The following is a 24717-nucleotide window of genomic DNA, read 5'->3' on the forward strand; positions in this document are numbered from 1 at the left end:
TGGCCGACCACCGGGCCTGGCTTTCGGATGCCCGTCTTTCGGCCTATGATGTTTTCTGGATGTCGCCAGAGGCTGGATCTGCAATGACTCACAGTGCTGCCGCACCAGACAGTGGCCGGAAAACGGTCAAGCAAGCCGCTGCGCCGGGCCTTGCGCCGTCGGCCTCGAGCGGCAATCCCTACCCAGGCCTGGCCGCGTACCGGCCGGAGGAGCACCAGCTGTTCTTTGGCCGTGATGACGATAGCCAACGAATCGTCGATCGCCTTGCCGAGAGCCGGCTGATCAGCGTCATCGGTCGCTCGGGTACCGGCAAGTCTTCGCTGGTCGCGGCCGGCGTCGTGCCGCGCCTGGCGGCGCAGCTCGAACACTTGAGCTATCTGCGTTTCGAGCCGCAGGGCAGCCCCTTCCAGCAACTGGCCGACGCGCTCTGTCGCGCCTGCGCTGACGACGCCAACGGCCGCCGGCGGTCGCTGGTCGATGCTCTGCAGCGCGCGCTGGCAGAGGCCGGAGAAGCGGCGGAACTCGAGGAACGGCTGGCGGCTGCCTGCGTCGAGCTGCTCGGGCAATGGGGCCGCCCACTGCTGCTACTGGTCGACCAGGCCGAGGACCTGTTCACGCACACCCCGGCGGCCAGTGCACAACGCTTCCGCCAGCTGTGTGCTCGCCTGCTCGAGGTCGAAGGCCTTCGCCTGGCACTGACGCTACGCAGTGAATTCGCCGCTCGGCTGATGGAGTGGCTGGGTGAAGATCTGTTTCGGGCGTCGCTGGTGGCTCTCGAACCGATCCGGGAGGAAGCGCAACTGCAGGCGATCATCACCGGTCCGGCAGGCGCCCGCGGCGTGTCGGTACAGGCTGAGCTGGTGTCGACGCTGCTCGCGGCGTCGAACGCAACCAAGGGTGCGCTGCCGCTGATCGCCCTGACGCTGGAACAGCTCTTCGAGCAGCGTGACGCCGCGCAGGGCCTGACGCTCGACGCCTACCAGCGCATGGGCGGCATCGAGAGCATCGTCGACAGCGCCGCCTCGAGTATCGATCGACTGATCGCTGGCGAGCCCGAGCTGGAGTCTGCCTGCGGCCGCCTTTTCGCCGAACTGGCAACGGTGATCGACGAATTGCCGACGCGTCGCGCGGCCGCGATCGAACCGCTACGCGCCGATCGGCAGGTCGGTCGGCTGGTCGATGCGCTGCGCCGGCAGGGCTTTCTCACCGACCCGGATGACCAACACGTCGAGCTGGCGCACGCAACGCTGTTCAGCCATTGGCCGCGCCTTCGGCAATGGTGTGCTCGCCATGCCGACAGCCTGTTGTTGCGTCGGCAGGCGAAACACGCCGCCCGGGAGTGGCGGCAGGCGGTGGACCACGACGCGATGCAGTCGCCCGGCGCGCAGAGCAGCGGTGGCGAACTCTTGCGCTGGAGCTGGGAGCGGCAGAAACCGGTGCTGCTGGCCTTGCTCGAACTCAGCCATCGAGGTGCTGCGCGTGACCCCTATTTTCACGACCCTGGCGTCGCCGCCTGGCGGGCGCTCGACGACCGCCTGGATGAGCCGTTGCGGAGTTTTCTGCGCCCCGAGCCGCTGCGCCTGATGGAAGAACTGAGCCGCGACGAGACGCCGCATCATCGCCGCGAAGAAATCGGTCTGCGACTCAATCAGATGGGCGACCCCAGGCGTGGTGTCGGGCTGGCTGACGATGGCCTGCCGGAGATCGTCTGGGTCGAGGTGGCGGCGGGCGAGGTGGAACTCGAAGGGAAGGCTAGCGAGCGCTTCACGGTCAAGCCGTTTCGTATCTCCAGGTACGCGATCACCTGGCAGCAGTACAACGCTTTCCTGAATGCCGATGATGGCTATCACGACCGCCGCTGGTGGCGGAAGCTGGTGCAGCGCAAGCAGCCTGGCGAAGCGCGCTGGAGTTTTCACAACCACCCGGCGATCCACGTCTCGTGGAGCGACGCGGTCGCTTTTTGCCGCTGGCTGAGCGAAAAATGGCAACTGCCGGGGCCCGCGGTCGTCCGCCTGCCGACCGATTGGGAATGGCAGTGGGTGGCCCAGGCCGGCGGCGAAAAGCGCAAGTACCCGTGGGGCGCCGAATGGCACGCGACGCGCGCCAATAGTCATGAAAGCGGCACCGGCAGAACGATGGCCGTCGGCATGTATCCGCTGGCTGTAGCCGAGCACGCGATGGTCGCCGATCTGGCCGGCAACGTCTGGGAGTGGTGTCTGAACGAGTACCACCAGCCCAGCCATACGCAGGTCGATGGCGACAGCGCGCGCGCCCTGCGCGGCGGCTCGTGGCTTGATTTTCCGGGTGACCTGCGCAGCGCCAAGCGCGACTACTTCTCGCCCGACGACCGCGATGGCGACATCGGTTTCCGGGTGGTGCTTGCCGACCCGCTGGAGTAAGTGGCGCAGGGCCGGGCGAAAAGTGGCCACGCGTGGCGCTGCGCGCCTTGCATCACGCCGCTGGCGGGCGGGGTTTCAGCGCAACGGCGGCACGGCGAAGCGGAAGACGTCGAACTCCGCCGCCGGCCGCGCGGCGCTGAAGAGATATCCCTGCGCCGCGAAGCAGCCGTGTGCTTCAAGAAAGCGCAGTTGCTCGACGGTCTCGACGCCTTCGGCGATGACATCCATCCGCAGGCTCTCGGCCATGGCGACGATGGCGCAAACAATCGCCGCGTCGTTGGCGTCGGTGCTCAGATCGCGAACGAAAGAACGATCGATCTTCAGTCGCGAGACCGGGAAGCGCTTGAGGTAGGCCAGGCTCGAGTAGCCGGTGCCGAAGTCGTCGATGGCCATCCGGATGCCCAGTGCGGCCAGCTTGTGCAGTACCCTTGATGCCGCCTCGGGGTCGTCCATCAGCAGGCTTTCGGTCAGTTCGAGCTCGAGCGCCGACGGTAGCAAGCCCGACTCGGCGAGCGTCGCAGCGATCTGCTCGCCAAGGTCGGCCTGCCGCAGCTGTCGTGCTGACAGGTTCACGCTGATGTGTAGAGCGTCGTGCCCCGCGTCGTGCCAGCGTCTGGCCTGGCGGCAGGCCTCGCGCAGTACCCACGCGCCGATCGGGATGATCAGTCCGGTTTCCTCGGCAATCGGGATGAATCGATCCGGCGGCACCAGGCCGTGCCGAGGGTGAAGCCAGCGGATCAGCGCTTCCATGCCGGTGACTTCGCCGCTGCGGCAGTCGACCTGTGGCTGGTAGAAGAGAACGAACTGCCCCTCGTCGATCGCCGTGCGCAAGTCATTTTCGATCGAAACGCGCTCCTGCACGGCCCGGTTCATATCCTGCGTAAAGAACTGGAAGTTGTTGCGGCCGCATTCCTTGGCGTGATACATCGCCGTGTCGGCGTTGCGCAGCAGCGTCGGCACGTCGTCGCCGTCGTCCGGGAAGATGCTGATGCCGATACTCGGCGTCACGTGCAGCGCGCGCTCGTCGACCCGTTGCGGCGCCGCGACGACCTCGAGCACCTTCTGCGCGACGCGTGCGGCGCGTTCGATGTTGGCCAGTCCGGGAATGACAATGATGAACTCGTCGCCGCCGAGCCGGGCGACCGTTTCGGTCTCGCGCAGCACGCCCTTGAGGCTCTCGGCGACGCGCGCCAGCAGTCGGTCGCCGGTGTCGTGGCCGAGCGTGTCGTTGATCAGCTTGAAGCGGTCGAGGTCGAGGAACAGCACGGCGGTTCGCCTGCCGTCGCGTCGCGATTTGGCGATCGCCTGGCGAATACGGTCCTCGAGCAGGCTGCGGTTCGGCAGCCGCGTCAGGGCGTCGTGATGGGCGAGGAAGTTGATGTGCTCCTCCGACCGCTTGCGTTCGCTGATGTCGTCGAAGCTGCCCAAATAGTGGGTCACCTGCGCGGCGCTGTCCTTGACCGCGGTAATCGTCAGCCATGCCGGAAAGATCTCGCCGCTTTTGCGGCGATTGCGCACTTCGCCGCGCCACAAGCCGTGCGCCGCAATCTGCGTCCACATTTCATGACCGGGCTCTTGGCCCTGGTCAGCGGCGGCAAACAGCTGCGGCGTCTGGCCGACGATCTCTTCCAGCGTGTAGCCGGTGATCTGCGTCAGCGCCGGGTTGACCGAGACAATTCGTTGTTCCGCATCGGTAATGCAGATCGCCGAGGTACTGGCCGAGAAGACCGTCGCCGCCAGACGCTGCGCCTGCTCGGCACGGCGCTGGTTGACGATTCGCCAGATGTCCTGGCTGAGCAGCCGCATGGTCTCTATTTCGCACGCACGGTAGGGCTCGGCCTTGTTGGCAACGCCGAGCATCATGCAGCCGAGACCGCCCTCGATGACCGGCACGCTGATCAGTCGCGTCAGCCCGGCGAGCGCCGCTGGCAAGGCGCTGGTCAGCGCCGCCGCTTGCTCGTTGCAAACCACCGGCGCGCGCTGGCGCATCGCCGTCGCCCACAAGGCCGCCAGGCTGAGTGCACAGAGCGGGTCGGGAAGCGACGCCGCTTTACCGCGGTGGGTGGCACGCGACCAGATCACCGAGTCGATCGTCTGCTGATCGGCGGCGACGAAATAGAGGAAGGCGATGCGGCTGCCGGTGAGGCGCTCGGCGACTGCCAGCCCGTGCTGGATGAACTCGCCCTCGTCCATCTCCTCGGCCGCCTTGGGCAGCTCGAGCATCGCCAGCGCGCGCTCGGCCTGATGCGCGAGCAGCGTTGCCGAGCGCCGCCGGGCTTCGTCGACGCGTTGCCGTTCGCTGATGTCGGTGAGGATGCAATGCGTGCGGAGCCGGCCGTTGACGTCTTGATGGACGCGACCGTTGACCAGCAGACTGATCACCGCGCCATCCTTGCGCCGGGCATCGACAACGAAGTCGTCGATCCGCCCGTCAGCGACGAATTTGGCGAAGTTCTCGGTGAACGCCGGCAGCGACCGTTCGGCGATGAAATCGACGATCGAGTGGCCGATCACTTCGTCGCGACGGTAACCCAGCAAGCTCAACCAGGCGTCATTGACTTCAACGAGTTGGCGGCTCTGCGCGTCGACCGACTGATAGGCGAGCGGCGCGCCGCTGAAGAGCGCGCGATAGTGCTCTTCGGAGGCGGCCAATGCCGCTTCGCGCTCGACGATGGCATTGGCCATGCGGCGCATGCTCAGCGCCAGATTGGCCAGTTCCTCGGCTCGCGAAGAAGGCAATGGTGCCAGGTAATCGCCGTCGGCAATGGCCTGAACATGGCGTCCGAAGTCAGCCACGCGTCGGACCAGCGTCTGGCCGTAGACATAGGCGCAGAGCAAGGTCAGGGCGAGCGCAGCGGCGACGCCTCCGGCGATCGCCAGCAAGGTCGAGCGCACGGTGGCGAAGGCCAGTTCGGTCGGTTGAGCGACCAGCGTCAGCCAGCCGGAAGTGCCGATCGGCATCACCGTGGCGATCTGCTCACGGCCATCGAGCGCCACCAGCCCGGTCCCGAAGTCGCCGGCCAGACCGGCCCGTACCAAGGGCACATTGCCAAGGTTTTCCTGGCGAGCGGCGCGGCTGGCGTCGGGGTGGGCGACGATCTGCCCAAGGCTGTCGATGATGATTGGCAGGACGGCGGCCGAGCGTCCGAGTTCGCCGATGTGCTCGGACAATTGTTCGAGATCGAGCTCGCCGAGCAGCGTCCAGCGTTCGTCCGCGGCAACAGCGGCCTGACTTTCGAGCGGCACGGTGACGGCGACGACGATCTTGCCGCGTTGTGACAGGTAGCTGTTGGACCAGATGACCGTGCCGCTCTGTTGGCCGGTGCCGAAGAAGCTGCGCGCCGCAAAATCCAGTCCGAGCAGGTCGTCGCGACCCTGACGCCGTTCTGGCGGCAGGCCGACGTCGACCACCCGCGCGCTGGCGTCGAGCAGGTAAAGAGCGTCCAGGGCGGCGTGCGCCGTGGCTAGCGTATCGATGATGATGCGCGTCCGCGCGCGGCTGGCGCCGCGCGACGGATCGATTTCGCTGGCCACACGTTCGAGCTCGGCCGCCGACCCGCGCAGGAAATCGTCGACCTGCCGCGACAGCGCCACCGCCAGGGCCTTGTTGTGGGCCTCGACCTGATCGTTCAGGCGCGGCAACAGAACGCCGAGGACGACGGCGACGAGCGCCAACACGGCCACCCCGACCATGGCCGACAAGCCGAGCGCAAGCCAGAAGCGAAGAGAGTGAGGCATCTGGCGAATGCTAATGCAAAACGCCCGGCAAACTGCCAAAGCTCGGGGCGAAAGTACTGGTGCCGCTCGTCGACCGCCGGTCGCGCCTAGTACAAGGATTTGAAGCGGCCATTTTCGATGACCGAGAGGAAGGTTTCGCGCTGCGTGTCGCCATTGGCGTCAAAGTGGATCGGCGACTGCGCGCCGGCAAAGTCGGCGTGCGTAAGCAGTGCCTGCTTGAGTGTCTGGCCTGCGGATCGGGCGGTGAGCGCGTCGAGCGCGACGTTGGTGGCGTCGAAAGCGGTCAGCCCGGGGTAGCCCGGTTCGTGGCCGAAGCGCTTACGGTAGGCGCTCAGGAATGCCAGGTAGGCCGCTGCCTTGCTTTCGCGGTCTACGTACTGCGCGACGACGACGCCTTCGACGGCTCGGCCACCGAGTTCGACCAGTCGCTCGGTGGCCGCCCACTCGGCGGTGCCGATGCGAACGGCGGCGTCGCGCATGCGGATCTGCTGGATCAGCAGCGCACTGTCCACCGAATTGCTGATTATCACCACGCCGTCTGGCTTGCTGTCGAGAACGCTGCTCGCCAGCGCCGCCAGGGACTCGTTGGACGCGAAGCCGATGGCATCGACGACCTGCCCACCCAGGCCCTCGAAGGCCTGCCGGAAATCATCCGCCCAGCTCTTGGTGTAAGCGTCGTTGCGGAGATCGCAGACGAGCACCACGCGACGCAGACCATTGCCCCGGAAATGATGTTCGGCCGACTTGAAAACGTGCGACCGGGTCGGGGCAACGACGCGAAAGAACTGGTCATCAATAGCCGTCAGCGCGTTGGTCGTTGCCGTCGGCGAAATAAATGGAATGCCGGCAGCATTGAACTGCGGCAGCACGATCAGCGCCATGGCGCTGGTCATCGGACCGATCACCACCTCGACCTTGCGGGCCAGCAGGCGAGCGACAGCCTGCCGGGCGACCTCGGGGTCCTGTTGATCGTCCTCGGCGATCAGTTCGATCGGTCGCCCGTTGATGCCGCCCTGCTGGTTGCGCATTTCGACCGCCAGCGTCGCGCCGTTGCGGCCGCCGATACCGAGGTCGGCGACGCGCCCCGAGAGACCGCCCAGGAAGCCGATGCGCAGCGGCTCCGGCGGCGTGCAGGCAAGCATGCCGAACAAGCAGATGAAAAGCATCGCGGCGACCCACAGCCGAGCGCAGCGAGCGTCTGGCGCACGCACCACCCTGCTTGGAGAAAAGAACATGCGCACCTCATTGAGCTCCAGATTTACCTGCGGCACGCGTTACGCGATTGAGCTGTCATTGTACGGGAGTCGATACGCTGCAGCGCTGTCGAGGTGACGTCGGCAAGAAAGTTCCAGGCCACCACACCGAGGCCGTCGCTGTCGGCCTTGAGAAAGCGCCTCGCCGATCTGAATCGTCGGTGGTACGCAGTCAGCGAAGCCGCCGACCGGCGGCACTCGTTCGCCTCTTCTCGGCCAACAGCCCTTGCCTTTTGCGTGGGAGATCGGCGGCAGATTCCCGGAAACATCACAAATTCGCCTACGAAATGCACTCAAGCGATTGAAAGTCATGACATATTTGGACTATCATGGCAGCCGTCGTCGATCTTCGATCTGACGCCACTTTTGCACCAGAACGTACCCACAGGGAGAGAGATAGATGGACAAAAGGACTCCGCCACCCAGCCCGACCAGCGACAGCAGCACGGCAGGAGAAGCAGCAAGCGAGAAAGCGGCAGCCGCAGCGGCCAAACCGACGCCGCGGGCCCGCGCGGTTTCGGGATCTGCCCGCGCGGCGCAACCGCGCAAGGCGTCGGCTGGTGACGTGGCGCCCGCCCGCACTCCCGAGGGAATGGAAGCTTACGATGTCGCCGAAGCAACGAGTTCGGCGATCGAGCACAAAAAGGTCGCGCTGCGCGACATCATCGCGCAGGCCACCGTTGGCGACACGGCTTCACTGGCCAAAACGCTCGAAGCGATCATGACCGGCGCTTCGCCCGATGACGCTGCGGCACTGCGCAAGGCGCTGATGGAACAAGAGAAAGGGCCGCAAGCAAGGCAAGCAAGCAGCCCGGACGACGAACTGGCATCCAGTTGGCGCGAAACGAGTTCTTACCCCTACCGCAACCTGATGTCGCGCAAAGCGTACGAGAAGCAGAAATACCGCTTGCAGGTCGAGTTGCTCAAGCTGCAGAACTGGATCAAGGAAACCGGTCAGCGCGTGGTGGTCATTTTCGAAGGCCGCGACGCGGCGGGCAAGGGTGGGGCGATCAAGCGGTTTACCGAGCACCTCAATCCACGCGGTGGGCGGGTCATCGCGCTCGAGAAACCGAATGAACAGGAACGCGGCCAGTGGTACTTCCAGCGCTACGTGCGGCACCTGCCGACCGCCGGCGAAATCGTCTTCTGCGACCGCTCGTGGTACAACCGCGGCGGCGTCGAGCGGGTGATGGGTTTCTGCAGCGAAGACGAATACACCGAGTTCATGCGCCAGACCCCGGAAGTCGAACGTACGCTGGTTCGCAGCGGCATCCACCTGATCAAGTTCTGGTTTTCGGTGAGCCGCAAGGAACAGCGCCGCCGCTTCAAAGAGCGGCAGGTGCATCCGCTCAAGCAGTGGAAGCTGTCGCCGATCGACCTGGCCTCGCTCGACAAATGGGACGACTATACCAAGGCCAAGGAGGCGATGTTCTTTCATACCGACACCGCCGAGACACCGTGGACGGTGATCAAGTCCGACTGCAAGAAGCGTGCGCGTCTGAATGCCATGCGCTACGTCCTGCACAAGCTGAACTACACCGGCAAGGATATCAATGCCATTGGCCCGATCGACCCGCTGCTCGTTGGCCGCCCGCACGTCGTCTACGAACCCAGCGGTTCGGTTCACCCGGCAGGCGAACACACGCCGATCCTGTAGATTGCAGCGCCGCCGGCGTTGACCGCACAGCAAAGGGGGCGCCGCCGGCGCCCCTTTTTTCCCTTCATCGCGCGCCGCCGCTGTACCGACGCTCTTCATCCCACTGATCTGAACCTTGGCCATCCTTCGTCTCCAGCAATTGATCACTCGCCACGTCGGTCCGATCGAGCTCAGCGTCGCGGCCGGCGAGTGCGTTTGCATTCACGGCGCCTCGGGCAGCGGCAAGACGCTGTTGCTGCGCGCCATCGCCGATCTCGACCCCCACGACGGCGAGGCCTGGCTCGATGCGGAAAGTTGTTCGAGTCTGCCCGCCCCGGACTGGCGCCGTTCGGTGGCCCTGGTCATCGCCGAAAGCCAGTGGTGGTCCGAACGCGTCGGCGATCACTTCGCGATGGGCGTCGATGCCGCCTGGATGGAAGGTCTCGGCTTGCCCACTGACGCCCTCGATTGGCAGCTTGGCCGCTGCTCAACCGGCGAGAGACAGCGACTGGCCTTGTTGCGGACCTTGATGCAGGCGCCGGCAGTGCTCCTGCTTGACGAGCCGACCGGCAATCTCGACCAGGAAAGTACGCAGCGCGTCGAGGCTTTGCTCGACGACTATCGACGGCAGAGGCAGGCGGCCCTGCTGTGGGTCAGCCACGACACCGGCCAGATCGATCGCGTCGCGGCTCGCCGCTTCATTCTGCGCGACGGCCAACTGGCAGAAGAAGCAAGGCCATGAACGTGATCGCCCTTTCCCCGTTCGATCTGGCAGTCGCCGCGCTCCTGATCCTGGCTCTGGCTGGCCTGTCGCGGCGACTGCAGCTCGGCGTCGAGCGGCAACTACTGGCGTCGGCGGCGCGCAGCACCATTCAACTGTTCCTGATTGGTCTGGTCCTCAAGGTCCTGTTCGACAACGTCCATCTGGTCTGGGTGGCGCTGATGGCGACGGTGATGATCGTCGTCGCCGGGCGCGAGGTGATGGTCAGGCAGAAGCGCCGCTTCGTCGGCTGGTGGGGATTCGGCGTCGGCACCGTGTCAATGTTCGTCTCGTCGTTCACGGTCACCGTCATGGCCTTGCTCGTGGTGATTGGCACCAGCCCATGGTACGCGCCGCAATACGCGATTCCGCTGCTGGGAATGATCCTCGGCAATACCATGAACGGCATCTCGCTGGGCCTCGACCGGCTGACCCAGGATGCCGCCCAGAAGCGCTCGATCATAGAGTCGCGTCTGGCACTCGGCCAGAGCTGGCAGCAGGCGATTTCCGATAGTCGCCACGAGGCCATCCGCGTCGGCCTGATCCCGATCATCAACGCCATGTCGGCGGCCGGGATCGTCAGCCTGCCGGGGATGATGACCGGTCAGATCCTCGCCGGAATACCGCCGGTCGAGGCCGTCAAGTACCAGATCCTGGTGATGTTCCTGATCGCCGGCGGCACCGGCTTCGGGACCGTGGTGGCGGTCAGTTTTGCCGCCCGCCGCCTGTTCGACGAACGCCAGCGTTTACGACTCGACCGCTTGAGTTCGCCGAAGACGTGATCCCGAACGGGCGCGTCGCGGTCAGTGGCATGGCGGCAAACGCCCGGCCAGCGCGAACGGCCGGGCGCCGATTCGGCCGCGAGCTGGCTATTTCCGACAGGCAAAAAAGAGGCTGTCGGAGTTCTCGTCGCTGATTGCTTCGCCAGCACTCCAGAACATCCCGACAGCCACATCGCACGCAGGCGTGCGATCAACGCTTCTATTTGTGGATCAATGGCGCCGCACCAGAGGCGTGCTTTTCGGCCTGTTTGGCGGTCTTTTTTTCTTTTGGCGTCAGCAGCGCTTGCTTCTTCGTTTCCTTGTTGCCTTGCCTTATCTTGCCCATGATCGTTCTCCTGGTGAGCACCGGCGGCCGCAGGTGCGATTTCAGTATAGGCCGATCGCCGACAAGAAACCGTTTGCCCGGAAATAGGCCGCCTGCCTTGATCGTCGGCCAAGCGACGGCGGGCACGGAAACGTGCACGCCGGGTCGGTCGAGGGGCAAGCCGCGAGCGCTTGGGCAAGACGACAGGGGCTCAACGGGAACAGTCAACTCAGGTAGAATCGGCGGCGATCCTGGCTGTTGGCGCGGCAGTGGAAGTCGCTCGCTGCGCCATTCGTCGCTGACGCGCTCAGCCGGCAAAACAATCCATTGATGACAGGTTACGACATGAGTGTCCATCCCTACGATTTGCTGCCGCTGCCTGGATGCCGCGGCGGTTTGCTCCTCACTCCTTGCCCGGGAACGACCAGCGTCGCCACCGAGACGGCGCTTCTCGAGCTCAAGGCCGCCGGTGCCGAGGCGCTGATTACGCTGATGCCGGAAGCTGAAATGGCGAGGAATTCTGTGACCGACCTGCCGACGCTTTGCGCCGGACACGGGCTGCAATGGTTTCATCTGCCGATTGACGACGACCAGGCACCGGCTGCAGAGTTTGCCCTTGCCTGGCAAGCGCAGCGGGCGGCTGTGCAAGAGCTTCTCGACGCCGGCAAGAAGATTGCCGTCCACTGCAAAGGCGGTTCGGGCCGCACGGGTTTGCTGGCGGCGCAAATCCTCGTCGAGCGAGGCTGCTCGAAAGACGATGCCATCGTGGCGGTCAAGGAGCTGCGACCGAAGGCGCTGAGCCTGGCGGTTCATCAGGATTATCTGGCGCGATTGCCGCTCGCTGGGTAAGCGCGTTTTGTCGCAGCGTGCGCGCCAGCGCGCGGCGGCCTGGCTGGCGCTCGCCGCCGATCGTGCAGCGCGAAGCGACGCTGCTGCAGGTATACTCCAGCTTTCTTCGGTCCGCCGCCTAGCGGCTTCCCGGGCCGCAAGAGTGACCCTGTGAGACCCCACCTTGGCCCTGATCCTACTCGGACTATCCGGCGCGCTGACCCACGACCCCTCGGCAGCGCTGTACATCAATGGCAAACTCGTTGCCGCAGCGGAAGAAGAACGCTTCGTTCGCGACAAGCACGCCAAGAACCGCATGCCCTACGAAGCGGCGAAATTCTGCCTGGAGTTCGCCGGCATCAAGCCGGCCGACGTCGATGCGGTGGCTATTCCCTTTGCGCCGATCAGCATTTTCGAGCCGGCGCGCTGGCATTACGCCAAGCGCTACTGGTACGCGCCGGAGCGGGCGCTCGACGCCATCCTGACCGGCAACCGGCGTTTTTACCGCTACCGCAAGCGCATCGAGTGGTGTCTGCTACAGCTCGGTTTTGATCTCAAGAAGACCGACATCGTGCCGGTGGAGCACCATCTGGCGCACGCCGCCAGCGCCTATTTCTGCGCCGGCTTTACGGAGAAGACGGCGATTCTCGGCATCGACGGTAAGGGTGAGTACGCAACCACCTTCTTCGGTTACGGCGAGCACGGGCGAATTCACAAGATCAAGGAGTTCTACGACCCCGATTCGCTCGGCGGCCTGTATGGCGCATTGACCGAGTACCTCGGTTTCGAGATGCTCGACGGCGAGTACAAGGTGATGGGCATGGCACCTTACGGTGACCCGCTGCGCTACGATTTCTCGCGCCTGGCGAAATTCGAGAATGGCGAACTGCGCGTCAACACCGATTACGCCAACGTGATCGGCTTTCGCCGTTACAAGGAAAAAGGGAAGGGTTACTACTTCTCGCCGAAATTGGTCGAGTGGCTCGGTCCAAAGCGCACCGGCGACGTCGCCGATGACCCCTACATCCATTACGCAGCAAGCATGCAGAAGCTGTTCGAGGACCTCGCTTTGCAGATGCTCGAGCATTATCTCGGCGATATCCTGCGCGAAACCGGCCGGCTCGCTTTTTCGGGTGGTGGTGCGCTCAACGTCAAGCTCAACCAGAAGATCATCGCCCGTCCGGATGTCAGGGAGCTCTACGTCCAGCCGGCGTCGGGTGACGCTGGCACGGCAGTTGGTGCGGCGGCGTGGGTATCGGTGCAACGCGGCGTGCCGGTCGAGAAGATGGAACATGTCTTCCTCGGGCCGGCCTACAGCAATGAAGACGTCATCGCCGCCTGCGCCCGTCATCCCGCGCAGCCGCAATGGCGACGCCTGCGCCAGGTGGACAAGGAAGTCGCCGCGATCCTGGTCGCCGGCAACCCGGTCGCCTGGTTCCAGGGGCGGATGGAGTTTGGTCCGCGGGCACTCGGCGGCCGCTCGATCCTCGGTTGCCCGAGCGTTGCCGGGGTGGCCGACCGCATCAACGCACAGATCAAGTTCCGCGAGCGCTGGCGGCCATTTTGTCCAAGCATGCTCGATACCGTCGGCCGGCAAATGCTCGGCAGCGACCACCCGGCGCCGTTCATGACCTTCACCTTCGCTGTCGCCGACGGCTGGAAGGAGCGTGTTCCGGAAGTCGTGCACGAAGACGGTAGTTCGCGCGCGCAGGTGCTACAACGGCAATTCAACCCGCGCTACTACGACCTGATGGTCGAACTCGAGCAACTCACCGGCAACGGCGTCGTCCTCAACACCTCGCTCAACCGCCGTGGCGAGCCGATGATCTGTTCGCCGACCGATGCGTTGAACATGTTCTTCGCTTCGGACCTCGAGTACCTGGTGATGGAAGACGTATTGGTCGTCAAGGCTGCGCTGCCCGCAGAGTTCGATGGCAAAGTGGCGCCGGCCGCGGCGTAGGCGATAAGCGGTCGGCCGCGGCTGTCCTTAGTGGCCGTCGTGCGCCGACCAGCGTCTCACTGGCGACCTTCCGACACGACTGTTTTCGGGTATATAGCCGCGCGCTTCGTGACGATCGACAAGGCCGCTCGGCGGCCCTTCGATCGACTCGGATTTGACTCCGGCAGCGGCGCCACGGATACTTCGTCTGCGTCCTTGAAACGCCTTCCCCAAGTTTTGTTTTCTCAACATCGTGGTTGAAAGTGCTCTGTCGAGGGGTCGTTTTGAAGCCGAAACGGAGACTCCATGCCATTTTCAATCCTTGGTCCGCCCATTTCTTAACTGCAACTCACTTACGAGGAAGTCATGTCCAAACTGTTCATCGAAGATCTCGCCCTGGCCGGCAAACGCGTCCTGATTCGCGTTGATTTCAACGTCCCTCAGGACAAGGTCAGCGGAGCGATTACCAACACCAAGCGCATCGAAGCGGCGCTACCGACGATCAAATACGCCCTGGACAAGGGTGCCGCAGTCATTCTGATGTCGCATCTTGGCCGTCCTGACGGCAAGGTGATGCCGCAGTACAGCCTGCAGCCGGTGGCCACGGCGCTTGCCGGCCTGCTCGGGCGCCCGGTCAGTTTCCTGGCTGACTGCGTTGGTCCGGAAGTCGAAGCGGCCTGCGCCAAGGTCAAGCCCGGCGAAGTCGTCCTGCTCGAGAACCTGCGTTTTCACATCGAAGAAGAAGGCAAGGGCACCGTCAAGGCTGCCGATGGCAGCGTCAGCAAGGTCAAGGCCGACCCAGAGGCCGTCAAGGCCTTCCGCGCCTCGCTTACGCGATTGGCCGACGTCTACGTCAACGACGCATTCGGCACTGCGCACCGTGACCACTCGTCGATGACCGGCGTGCAATTGCCCGAACGTGCAGCCGGCTACCTGATGAACAAGGAGCTGGAAGCTTTCTCGGCGGTGCTCGAATCGCCGCAAAGGCCCTTGCTGGCGATCCTCGGTGGCGCCAAGGTCGCCGACAAGATTCAGTTGATCAACAACCTGCTCGACAAGGCTGACCAGATCATTATCGGTGGTGGCATGGCCTTTACTTTCAAGAAAGTCATCTCCGGGATGCCGATCGGCAACTCGCTGTACGACGAAGAGGGCGCCAAGCTGGTTCCCGATCTGATGGCCAAGGCCAAGGCGAACGGCAAGCAAATCCTCCTGCCAAGTGATTTCATCATCGCCGACAAGTTTGACGCCGACGCCAACACCGGCACCGCCAACGACGTCGACGGCATCCCGGACGGTTGGCTGGGACTCGACTGTGGTCCCGAATCGACCAAGCTGTTTACCGACGCCATCGTCAATGCCAAAACGGTGATCTGGAATGGCCCGGCGGGAGTTTTCGAGTTCGCCAAGTTCGAGGCCGGCACCAAGGCGATGGCCGATGCCATCATCGAGGCGACCGCCAAAGGCGCAACGACGGTGATCGGTGGCGGTGACACCGCGACGGCCGCCAAGAAATACGGCGCCGAGAAGAAGGTGACGCATACCTCGACCGGCGGCGGAGCATCGCTCGAGTATCTGGAAGGCAAGGTCTTGCCCGGCGTCGCCGCACTCACCGAGAAGTAAGCGCAACGGCCCCGCTGCCGGGGCCGTTCGTCCAATAAACCAAAGTACACAAGAGGAATAGCATGCGCAAAATCGTTATCGCCGGCAACTGGAAGATGAACAAGTCTGTTGCCGAATCAGTCAAGCTGGCCACCGAAGTCGTTGCCGCCGCCAAAGACATCAAGAACGTCGTTGTGGTCATCGCGCCGACCTACCTCGCTCTGGCCAAGGTTGCCGACGTCGTCAAGGGCAGCAACGTCAAGCTCGCCGCGCAGGACGTGCACTGGGAAAACCAGGGCGCCTTCACCGGCAAGGTCAGTGCCGACATGCTCAAGGAAATCGGTGTCGATATGGTCATCATCGGCCACTCCGAGCAACGCAGCTACTTCGGCGAGACCGACGAGACGGTCAACAAGAAGATCAAGAAAGTTCTTTCGCTGGACATGGGGCCGATCGTCTGTATCGGCGAAACGCTTGACGAGCGCAAGGGCGGCAAGCTGGAAAGCGTTCTGACGACGCAGGTCAATGGCGCCTACGCCGGTCTTTCCGCCGATGATGCCTTGCGCACCGTCGTCGCCTACGAACCCGTCTGGGCGATCGGTACCGGCGTCACCGCCAGCGACGCCGAAGCGCAGGAAGCGCATGCCTTGGTCCGTGGCCTGCTCGGCAAGCTCTTCGGCAACGACGTCGCGCAGTCGATCAGCATCCAGTACGGCGGCTCGATGAAGCCCGACAACGCGGCTGGCCTGCTGGCTCAGCCCGACATCGACGGCGGCCTGATCGGCGGCGCGGCGCTCAAGGCCGACAGCTTCCTGGGAATCATTACCCCCGGCGAGTCGATCAGCAAGTAGATCGCTCAGCGTCATCAAGCGCGGGCGCCGCATGGCGGCGCCCGCGCTTTTTTTGCCTTGGCGAACGCCTCACCGGCGATGGCACAAGCGTCGCTTGCTGCCGACCTCGCGCGCCAAAGCGAGATCTGCACCTGACAAGAGCGAACGATCGTCGCCATAATGCCGGCCGCGCTGGCGATCCTTGCTCGGTGCAGGTGAGCGCAGGCCGTACGCACTGGCCGTGCCGAAAACGGTCGAAAAGAAATCCAGCGCCGACGAGCGCTTGGTCGATTCCGGCCGCAGGGTGGATTTGTCCTCTCAGGCAACGCACGGGCAATCAAGCAGTTAGTTCTTCCCCCTGGACATCTGCGCCGGAAGTCCGTATAAATGGCGCATGGAAAGCGTTCTTGGTGCATTGCGTGTTCGCTTGGTGGGCAAGAGCGAAGAGGCTCGCTATCGGGAGTTGATGGCAGAGCATCACTACTTGGGCGACCTGGCGAAGATCGGGCACACGCTTTGGTACGTGGCCACCTACGGCGAAAAGTGGACGGCCCTGCTGAGTTTCTCTGCGGCGGCCTGGAAATGCGGCGTTCGTGACCGCTGGATCGGCTGGGACTATCGGCATCAGTACGATCGCTTGGGCCTGGTCGCCAACAACAGTCGCTTTCTGATCCTTCCCGATTGGCATTACCCCAATCTCGGCTCCAAGGTGCTCTCGCTGTGCGAGCGACGGGTCGCCGAGGATTGGCAGGCGCATTTCGGGAAGCCGCTGTTACTGCTGGAGACCTTTGTGGACCCCTCGCGCTTCCAGGGGACCGTCTATCGCGCCGCGAACTGGACGCCTCTGGGGCTGACGCAAGGCTTTCGCCGCACCCGAGAAGGCTACAGCGCCCACCCGACGTCGCCCAAAGTTGTCTTTGTTCGCCCCTTGCAGGCGGACGCTCGCGGCCAACTTTCCCGCTCGATACTCAACCCCCGCTATCGCACAGGAGCGCCCAGGATGATGCTCACCGCCGAACAGATGCGCACGCTTCCCGATTTCTTTGCCGGCATCGCCGACCCGCGGCGCGCGCAAGGAAGGCGTCACCCCCTTCCTGCCGTTCTGGCCATCGCCACGGCGGCGGTCTTGTGCGGAATGCGGGGCTACAAAGCCATCGCCGGGTGGGCCAAAGACCTCACACCGAAAGCACGCGAGCGTTTCCGCTGTCGTCGCGAGAAGGGCGTTTACCGCGTACCCAGCGAGTTCATCATTCGTGACGTCCTGATCCGTGTCGATCCCATGGCGCTCGATCAAGCGTGTCAGCAGTGGAACAAGGCCTATGCTCAAGACGACCCCAGTCTGGCGGTCGACGGCAAGACCATGCGCAATGCCCATGACGAGCACGGTCAGCAAGCACACATCATGAGCGTGGTCGGGCATCAGACCGGCGTGTGTCACACCCAAAAAAAGTCGGCACCTTGCCCGTAAATGGCGGGGACGAGCTCAAGCAGACCAATGAAATCGGGATGTTCATACCCCTGCTCGATGCGATCGATATTCAGGGCAAGGACATCACCGCCGACGCGCTACTGACACAGCGCAAGCTGGCGACCTACCTGGTGGAGCGCAAGGCGCACTATCACTTCACGGTCAAAGGCAATCAGCCAACACTGCAAGCCGATATCGCGCTCCTCTTCCAGGATCGGAAGGGGGCAGACTTCGTGGCGGTTTCGCCACCTGACCATGGTCGGATCGAGACTCGGCGTATTTGGTGCAGCAATGCCCTCAACGCCTATCTCGACTTCCCGTATGTCGGCCAGGTGTTCTTGATCGAGCGCGAAGTGCTGCACAAGAAGAGCGGCAAGCGGACGCACGAAATCGCTCTCGGGATCACCAGTCGCCCTCCAGAACAGGCCAGCCCACAGCAAATCCTCGCCATCAATCGCGGCCATTGGTCGATAGAGAACCGCTGTCACTACGTCATCGACTGGAACTACGACGAGGACCGTAGCCGTATTCGGACTGGTTACGGACCCGAGAACATGTCACGCCTGCGCCGCTTTGCCGTCGGAATCCTGCACCACTTCTCCGACGGCAAAACCAGCATTTCCGAAAAAATGCGCCACCTCAACCGCAACATCCGATTGGTCTTCGACTACCTGCGCATGACCAAAAATTCTACAGGCCACGTATCACCTTGATCCCGGCACGAGAACAAATTTACCGTGATTCCGGCCGATTGCCGATTGACCGCGGTTCACCGACACTCCTATACTCCCGGCGGTGCCGTCGAATTTCCGATCCTCATTCTTGCAAGGGGAAGCGATCATGGGTCTACGACTGAAATTCAACTTGGTGCTGCTGCTGGTCTTTGGCGCCGGCATGGGCGTGTCGGCGTACGTATCGCACCGCTTGCTCGAAGAAAATGCCAAGCAGGAGACGCTGCGTAGCGCCGGCCTGATGATGGAGTCGGCACTGTCGGTGCGTGGCTATACCGTCAAGCAAGTGAAACCACTCCTCGAATCGCAGCTGGCAACGACTTTCCTGCCGCAGACGGTACCGGCGTATGCCGCCACCGAAGTGTTCAGCAAACTGCACAGCAAGTACCCCGACTTCTCCTACAAGGAGGCCACGCTCAACCCGACCAACCCGCGCGACCGGGCAGTCGACTGGGAGAGCGACATCGTGCAGAAATTTCGCAGTGACGAGAGCGTCAGCGAGCTGATCGGCGAGCGCGAGACGCCAACGGGTCGCATGCTCTATATCGCCCGGCCGATCACCATCAAGGATCCGGCGTGCCTGGCGTGCCACAGCACTCCCTCGGCAGCGCCAGAGTCGATGATCAAGATCTATGGCGGCAACAACGGTTTCGGCTGGAAGCACCTGGAAACCATCGGCGCGCAGGTGGTGTCGGTGCCGATGTCGGTGCCCCTTGCCAACGCCGAAAACACTTTCAAGACCTTCATGTTGTCGCTCGGTGGTATCTTCCTGGCCACCTTCGTCGTCCTCAACGTCATGCTGTCGCTGCTGATCATCCAGCCGATCGCGCGGATGTCGGACGCGGCCAACCGGGTATCAACGGGCGACTTCGAGGTGCCCGAGTTTTCGTCCAGTGGCGGCGACGAGATCGGCGTGCTCGGCAACTCGTTCAACCGCATGCGCCGCAGTCTGCAAAAGGCGATCAAGCTGATTGAATCCTGAGTGTGCGATATTCGTCGCCGGCGACTGACGCCCGCGACGGCGAGCTTCGGGTCTCCTCGCTCCGGCGGCGAACGACGCGAGATAGCCAATGACTAGAGGAGGAACGAGCGGATGAGCAAGCAGGTCGATCGGTCGCGCAGCAGTTTCGTCGATGGCGTCTGAGCGCCGAGAGTCGCGCGGATGACCATCCCGGAACGTATCGGCAAGTACGAAATCCGTCGCGAGCTCGGCAAGGGCGCGATGGGCACCGTCTACGAGGGTTTCGACCCGATCATCGAGCGCCCGGTGGCGATCAAGACGATTCTCGCGGAGTACCTGGCGAACGTCGAGTCGGCGGCAGCTGTGGCGCGCTTCAAGCACGAGGCGCAGGCCGGCGGCAAGCTGCAGCATCCGGGTATCGTCGGCGTGTACGAGTTTGGCGAGGACCAGGCGATGGCTTACATCGTCATGGAGTACGTGCTGGGGCAGGAGTTGCGCACGCTGATGCGCCAGCGCGGGCGCTTCGCGATGATCGACGTCTTCGAGGTCATGAAGCAACTGCTCTCGGCGCTGGACTATTCGCACAAACACGGCGTCGTCCATCGCGATATCAAACCGGCCAACCTGATGGTCCTCAGCGGCATGCGGATCAAGGTCATGGACTTCGGCGTCGCCAGGATCCAAAGCTCGTCGCTGACGCAGGTGGGGACGGTGGTCGGGACGCCGACGCACATTTCCCCCGAGCAACTGCTCGGCCTGCCGGCCGATCGCCGTTGCGACCTCTGGGCAGCCGGGGTGATCCTCTACCAGCTGTTGACCGGCCTTGCGCCGTTTGTCGCCGAGACGCCGGTCGTGGTGATGCACAAGGTTTTGCACGCCGAACCGGCTCCACCCTCATCGATCGTGGCGGGCCTGCCGACGGTCTTTGATGCGGTGATTGCGCGGGCGCTGGCGAAAAAGCCGGACGAGCGCTTTCAGACGGCCGGTGAATTCGCCAGCGCGCTGGTGACGGCGTTTGTAAAAAGCAAACCGGTGGCGCCCGGCGGCCCTCAGCCGGCGGGCAACACGGTCGCCGCAAGCTTCCGCGATGAGAGCGCCGGAGCCGTCGTCGGCAAGACCATGCCGGGGTCGCCGCAGCTGACTCTGGCGCCGGAAATTCTCGCCGAGATCGAGTCGTCTCTGGTCCGTTCGATCGGTCCGCTGGCCAAGGTCCTGGTGCGCAAGAGCGTGCTACACGCCAGAAGCGTCGAGGAATTCAACTCGGAACTCGCCGAGAACGTTCCGCTGGGGATCGAGCGTTCGGACTTCCTGAAACGCATTGAGCGGCTGGAGAAATCGTCGCCATCGACATCGCTACCGCCGCCAGCGACGCCCGCTCCGGCGGCGAGCACGCGCTCGACACCGGCGGCGGCGTTTGCGCCAGAAACACTCGCCGCCGCCGAGAAGCGCCTGGCGTACTACGTTGGCCCGCTGGCCCGGGTGCTCGTCAAGCGCGCCGCCAGCGCCGCCGCTGACGTTCCCGAGCTGCATCGGAAGCTCGCCGAACAAATCGACTCGGAGCCGGAACGTGCGGCCTTTCTAAAGAGTTTGCAGTAGGCCCGGGGAGGGAGAGGGGCAAATGCAGGCAGGATGCTCGCTGCCGGTCGAACGATGCCGGCGTGCAAGCCGGCATGCCGACCTCAAATGCCGGCAGCGGTCACGACTCGCACGGCCCTTAGCGCGTAATCGGCTTGTAGCGAATGCGTTTCGGCTTCGCTCCCTCGTCGCCGAGCCGGCGCCTCTTGTCTTCCTCGTACTCGTGGTAGTTGCCGCTGAAGAAGGTCCATTGCGAGTCGCCTTCGCAAGCCAGAATGTGCGTGCAGATCCGGTCGAGGAACCAGCGGTCGTGCGAAATGACCAGCACACTGCCGGCGAATTCGAGCAGTGCGTCTTCCAGTGCGCGCAGCGTTTCGACGTCGAGGTCGTTTGACGGCTCGTCGAGCAGCAGGACGTTGCCACCGGCGATCAGCGTCTTGGCCATGTGCAGGCGCCCGCGCTCGCCGCCCGAAAGCTGGCCAACGCGTTTTTGCTGGTCGGAACCCTTGAAGTTGAAACGGCCGATGTAGGCGCGCGCCGGTGTTTCGTACTTGCCGACGGTGAGGATGTCGGCGCCGCCGGAGATCTCCTCGAAGACGGTCTTCTCGCCGTCAAGGCAATCGCGGCTCTGGTCGACGTAGGCGAGCTTGACCGTGCTGCCAATCTCGAGCACGCCCGAATCGGGCTTTTCGCTACCGATCAGCATCCGGAAGAGCGTCGACTTGCCGGCGCCGTTCGGCCCGATGACGCCGACGATGGCGCCAGGCGGCACGCTGAAACTGAGCTTGTCGATCAGCAGGCGGTCGCCGTAGGACTTGCTGACGTCGCTGAAATCGATGACCTTGCCGCCCAGGCGGTCGCCGACCGGGATGAAGATTTCCTGCGTCTCGTTGCGCTTCTGGTACTCAACGCTGCTCAGTTCGTCAAAACGCGACAGCCGCGCCTTGCTCTTGGCTTGCCGCGCCTTTGGACTCTGGCGTACCCATTCCAGCTCCTGCTTCATCGTCTTGAGGCGGCCGGCCTCCTGCCGCGATTCGGTTTCCAGGCGCGCTTCCTTCTGCTCCAGCCAGCTCGAGTAGTTGCCCTTCCAGGGAATTCCCTGCCCACGGTCGAGTTCGAGAATCCACTCGGCGGCGTTGTCCAGGAAGTAGCGGTCGTGCGTGACGGCGACCACCGTCCCGGGGAAGCGCACCAGAAACTGTTCCAGCCACTCGACCGATTCCGCGTCGAGGTGGTTGGTCGGCTCGTCGAGCAACAGCATGTCCGGTTGCGAGAGCAGCAGTTTGCACAGCGCAACGCGACGTTTTTCACCACCCGAGAGGGTCCGGATCAAGGCCTCCCAGGGCGGCAGGCGCAGCGCGTCGGCGGCGAGTTCGAGCTGGCTGCCGAGGTCGGAACCAGCGGTGGCGATGATCGCCTCGAGGCGAGCCTGCTCTTCGGCGAGCTGGTCGAAATCGGCGTCGGCTTCGCCGTAGGCGGCGTATACCGCTTCCAGCTTGGCTTGCGCCTGGAAGACCTCGCCGAGGCCCGATTCGACTTCCTGGCGGACCGTCGCCGCCGGGTCGAGCTCGGGCTCCTGCGCCAGATAACCGATCTTGAGGTTGGGCATCGGCGTTGCTTCGCCGATGATGTCATGGTCGAGGCCGGCCATGATGCGCAGCACCGTCGACTTGCCCGAGCCGTTGAGGCCCAACAGACCGATCTTGGCGCCGGGGAAGAAAGAGAGCGAGATGTCCTTGATGATCTGCCGCTTGGGCGGGACGATCTTGCCAACGCGGTTCATCGTGAATACGTATTGAGCCATGGCCTTGCTTATCGATCAGAAGAGGTAACAGGTATGAATGCGGTCGGCGGACGCGCGCTGCGCGGCGCCGGAAAGCGCCAGTCTACCCGAGACCGGCCGCTCGTGGCGGGCAAGACCTTACAGCTTCGTACGGCGGCCAGGCGGCGAAGCTGGTCTGGCGCTCCCGGCCGGCGCCGCCGGCAAGCCTGGCGCGGTGTCGGTGGCGATCGCTACGACGCTTACTTTTCGACGAAAGCCCGCTCAATCACGTAGTCACCCTGAGCGCCGATGTGCGGCGAAACTTCGAAGCCGCGACTGTCAAGCAGGGCACAGCAGTCCTTGAGCATCGCCGGGCTGCCGCAGAGCATCGCGCGGTCGCGAGCGGCGTCGAACTGCGGCAGGTCAATGTCCGAAAACAGGCGGCCGCTGTCGACCAGTTGGGTGATCCTGCCCTGATTACGGAAGGGCTCGCGGGTCACCGTCGGATAGTAGATCAGCTTGTCGCGCAGCAGGTCGGCGAAAAACTCGTGCTCCGGCAACTGACGTTCTATGAAATCGCTGTAGGCCAGATCCTTGGCCCAGCGAACGCCGTGGATCAGCACCACTTTTTCGAAACGTTCGTAGGTCTCGGGGTCCTGGATCAGACTGATGAACGGCGCCAAGCCGGTGCCCGTCGATAGCAGGTACAGGTTTTGACCCGGGCGCAGGTCGCGCAGCACCAGCGTCCCGGTCGGTTTGCGGCTGACGACGATTTCGTCGCCGACCGCCAGGTGCTGCAGCTTCGAGGTCAGCGGGCCATTCGGCACCTTGATGCTGAGAAACTCGAGGTAGTCGTCGTGGTTGGCGCTGGCGATGCTGTAGGCGCGCGTCAGCGGGCGTCCTTCCTGTGCCAGGCCGATCATCACGAACTGACCGTTGATGAAGCGCAGGGCAGGGTCGCGAGTGGTACGGAAGCTGAACAGTGTCTCGTTCCAGTGATGAACGGAAAGAACCTGCTGGGCAGAGAAAGTGCTCATTGTCAAAATCCTGTTGTGCGGTTGATGCAGGACATCGTATTTCGGCGTGCTATATTTGTAAAACGGATTTTTTCAATAAACCATATCTGGATACTAGATATGCGATTTACCTTGCGACAGGTCGGGGTCTTTGTTGCCGTCGCCCGGCACGAGAGCGTTTCGCGCGCCGCCGAAGAGCTTTCCCTGTCGCAGTCGGCGACCAGTACGGCGCTCGGCGAACTCGAACGGCAGTACGACACACAGCTTTTTGACCGCTTCGGCAAGACCCTGCGCCTGAACGAGCTTGGCCAGGCGTTGTTGCCGCAGGCCGTCGAACTGATCGAGCGCGCGGCAGCGATCGAAAGCGCACTCGAGGGGCACGCCGGTTACGGCAAGCTGCAGATCGGCGCGACGCTGACTATTGGCAACTACCTGGCGACGCTGATTGTCGCCGCTTTCCTGAAGCGTCACCCCGAGAGCACTTTGCAGCTTAAGGTTCATAACACCGCGACCATTGTCGACAAGCTGGCGCGCCACGAGCTCGATCTGGGGCTGATCGAAGGCAGTTGCCGGCACCCCGAGCTGGTCGTCGAACCGTGGGTCGCCGACGAGCTGGTGGTCTTCTGTGCGCCGGGACACGCGCTGGCGACCCGGGGCACGGCGACCTTGAGCGAACTCGCCGATGAATCTTGGATCGTTCGCGAACCGGGTTCGGGGACGCGCGAGACGCTCGACCAGGCGCTGCGCCATCATCATTCGCCGCTGCAGGTCCGGCTGGAACTGGAACATACCGAAGCCATCAAGCGGGCGGTTGAATTCGGCCTCGGCATCGGCTGCATTTCGCGGCTGGCACTGCGCGAGGCGTTCCGGCGCGGCAGCCTGGTCGCCATCGAAACGCCGGAACTCGATTTGCGGCGGCATTTCCACTTCCTCTGGCACCGGCGAAAGTTCCAGACCGCCGGCCTGCGCGAATTCATCGGCCTGTGCCGCGCGATGACCGCCGGCGTCGAACGCAGCGACCAAATCGAGTGGTCGTTCATTCCTTGATCACTGGTCGAGTCCGCAGCACAAGAAAGCCAGTTTGAGACTCGTTGTCCTGCGCTTCTCGCCGCCAAGGGGATGGGCCGCGAAGG

At 63.7% G+C, this 24717-nt stretch carries 18 protein-coding genes; 13 read left to right on the plus strand and 5 right to left on the minus strand.

Going from position 1 to position 24717, the window contains the following annotated elements; all coding sequences use genetic code 11:
* Window positions 1-83 precede the first annotated feature (83 nt).
* Window positions 84-2399, plus strand: coding sequence for an SUMF1/EgtB/PvdO family nonheme iron enzyme (locus tag QZ656_RS03370; protein WP_291992043.1), 2316 nt, complete (start codon window positions 84-86; stop codon window positions 2397-2399).
* A 75-nt stretch (window positions 2400-2474) separates the two neighbouring features.
* Here the strand turns inward: QZ656_RS03370 and QZ656_RS03375 are convergent, their stop codons facing one another.
* Window positions 2475-6137, minus strand: coding sequence for an EAL domain-containing protein (locus tag QZ656_RS03375; protein WP_291992044.1), 3663 nt, complete (start codon window positions 6135-6137; stop codon window positions 2475-2477).
* A gap of 86 nt (window positions 6138-6223) precedes the next feature.
* A complete protein-coding gene (locus tag QZ656_RS03380; RefSeq protein ID WP_291992045.1) occupies window positions 6224-7372 on the minus strand; it encodes an ABC transporter substrate-binding protein in 1149 nt (382 codons plus the stop codon).
* 418 nt (window positions 7373-7790) lie between these two features.
* Here QZ656_RS03380 and ppk2 point away from each other — a divergent pair, with 418 nt between their 5' ends.
* From ppk2 to fetB, 3 genes are all read left to right on the plus strand, one after another.
* The gene (ppk2, locus tag QZ656_RS03385) at window positions 7791-9047 is read left to right on the plus strand and encodes a polyphosphate kinase 2 (protein ID WP_291992046.1); all 1257 of its coding nucleotides are present in this window, start codon (window positions 7791-7793) and stop codon (window positions 9045-9047) included.
* Between the two features lie 115 nt (window positions 9048-9162).
* Window positions 9163-9768 carry an ATP-binding cassette domain-containing protein gene (locus QZ656_RS03390; RefSeq protein WP_291992047.1) on the plus strand — a complete coding sequence of 202 codons (606 nt, stop codon included), beginning with the start codon at window positions 9163-9165 and terminating at the stop codon, window positions 9766-9768.
* On the plus strand, window positions 9765-10568 hold the full coding sequence (gene fetB / locus QZ656_RS03395) for an iron export ABC transporter permease subunit FetB (RefSeq protein ID WP_291992048.1): 804 nt from the start codon (window positions 9765-9767) through the stop codon (window positions 10566-10568). Before QZ656_RS03390 ends, fetB begins: the two co-directional genes overlap by 4 nt.
* A gap of 199 nt (window positions 10569-10767) precedes the next feature.
* On the opposite strand, the gene QZ656_RS03400 is transcribed toward fetB, so the two are convergent.
* Window positions 10768-11229: a hypothetical protein gene (locus QZ656_RS03400; RefSeq protein ID WP_291992049.1), complete on the minus strand. Its 462-nt coding sequence runs from the start codon at window positions 11227-11229 to the stop codon at window positions 10768-10770.
* Between QZ656_RS03400 and QZ656_RS03405 the strand changes: the two genes are divergently transcribed.
* The 8 genes from QZ656_RS03405 to QZ656_RS03440 all read left to right on the plus strand — a co-directional run bounded on the left by QZ656_RS03405 (window position 11218) and on the right by QZ656_RS03440 (window position 20827).
* The gene (locus QZ656_RS03405) at window positions 11218-11721 is read left to right on the plus strand and encodes a dual specificity protein phosphatase family protein (RefSeq protein ID WP_291992050.1); all 504 of its coding nucleotides are present in this window, start codon (window positions 11218-11220) and stop codon (window positions 11719-11721) included. The genes QZ656_RS03400 and QZ656_RS03405 overlap by 12 nt on opposite strands.
* Window positions 11722-11884: 163 nt before the next feature.
* Complete coding sequence (locus tag QZ656_RS03410) at window positions 11885-13660, plus strand: carbamoyltransferase (protein ID WP_291992051.1); 1776 nt, start codon at window positions 11885-11887, stop codon at window positions 13658-13660.
* Between the two features lie 345 nt (window positions 13661-14005).
* Window positions 14006-15262, plus strand: coding sequence for a phosphoglycerate kinase (gene pgk, locus QZ656_RS03415; protein ID WP_291992052.1), 1257 nt, complete (start codon window positions 14006-14008; stop codon window positions 15260-15262).
* 62 nt (window positions 15263-15324) lie between these two features.
* Window positions 15325-16092, plus strand: coding sequence for a triose-phosphate isomerase (gene tpiA, locus QZ656_RS03420; protein ID WP_291992053.1), 768 nt, complete (start codon window positions 15325-15327; stop codon window positions 16090-16092).
* 373 nt (window positions 16093-16465) lie between these two features.
* Entirely contained in the window at window positions 16466-17539 is a 1074-nt protein-coding gene (locus QZ656_RS03425; protein WP_291991588.1) for a Druantia anti-phage system protein DruA, read from the plus strand.
* Window positions 17503-18252 carry an ISAs1 family transposase gene (locus QZ656_RS03430; protein WP_291991589.1) on the plus strand — a complete coding sequence of 250 codons (750 nt, stop codon included), beginning with the start codon at window positions 17503-17505 and terminating at the stop codon, window positions 18250-18252. The genes QZ656_RS03425 and QZ656_RS03430 overlap by 37 nt, the downstream gene beginning before the upstream one ends.
* Window positions 18253-18379: 127 nt before the next feature.
* The gene (locus tag QZ656_RS03435) at window positions 18380-19252 is read left to right on the plus strand and encodes a DUF3365 domain-containing protein (RefSeq protein WP_291992054.1); all 873 of its coding nucleotides are present in this window, start codon (window positions 18380-18382) and stop codon (window positions 19250-19252) included.
* A 180-nt stretch (window positions 19253-19432) separates the two neighbouring features.
* On the plus strand, window positions 19433-20827 hold the full coding sequence (locus QZ656_RS03440) for a serine/threonine-protein kinase (RefSeq protein WP_291992055.1): 1395 nt from the start codon (window positions 19433-19435) through the stop codon (window positions 20825-20827).
* Between the two features lie 118 nt (window positions 20828-20945).
* Here the strand turns inward: QZ656_RS03440 and ettA are convergent, their stop codons facing one another.
* Together ettA and QZ656_RS03450 are read right to left on the minus strand one after the other, a co-directional pair.
* Complete coding sequence (ettA, locus tag QZ656_RS03445; RefSeq protein ID WP_291992056.1) at window positions 20946-22610, minus strand: energy-dependent translational throttle protein EttA; 1665 nt, start codon at window positions 22608-22610, stop codon at window positions 20946-20948.
* 218 nt (window positions 22611-22828) lie between these two features.
* Window positions 22829-23605, minus strand: coding sequence for a ferredoxin--NADP reductase (locus QZ656_RS03450; protein ID WP_291992057.1), 777 nt, complete (start codon window positions 23603-23605; stop codon window positions 22829-22831).
* Window positions 23606-23704: 99 nt separating this feature from the next.
* Between QZ656_RS03450 and QZ656_RS03455 the strand changes: the two genes are divergently transcribed.
* Window positions 23705-24631: a LysR family transcriptional regulator gene (locus QZ656_RS03455; protein ID WP_291992058.1), complete on the plus strand. Its 927-nt coding sequence runs from the start codon at window positions 23705-23707 to the stop codon at window positions 24629-24631.
* The last annotated feature ends 86 nt before the right edge of the window (window positions 24632-24717 follow it).

Source organism: Candidatus Accumulibacter sp. ACC003 (assembly GCF_907163085.1).
In the GTDB taxonomy this organism is placed as follows: Bacteria; Pseudomonadota; Gammaproteobacteria; order Burkholderiales; family Rhodocyclaceae; genus Accumulibacter.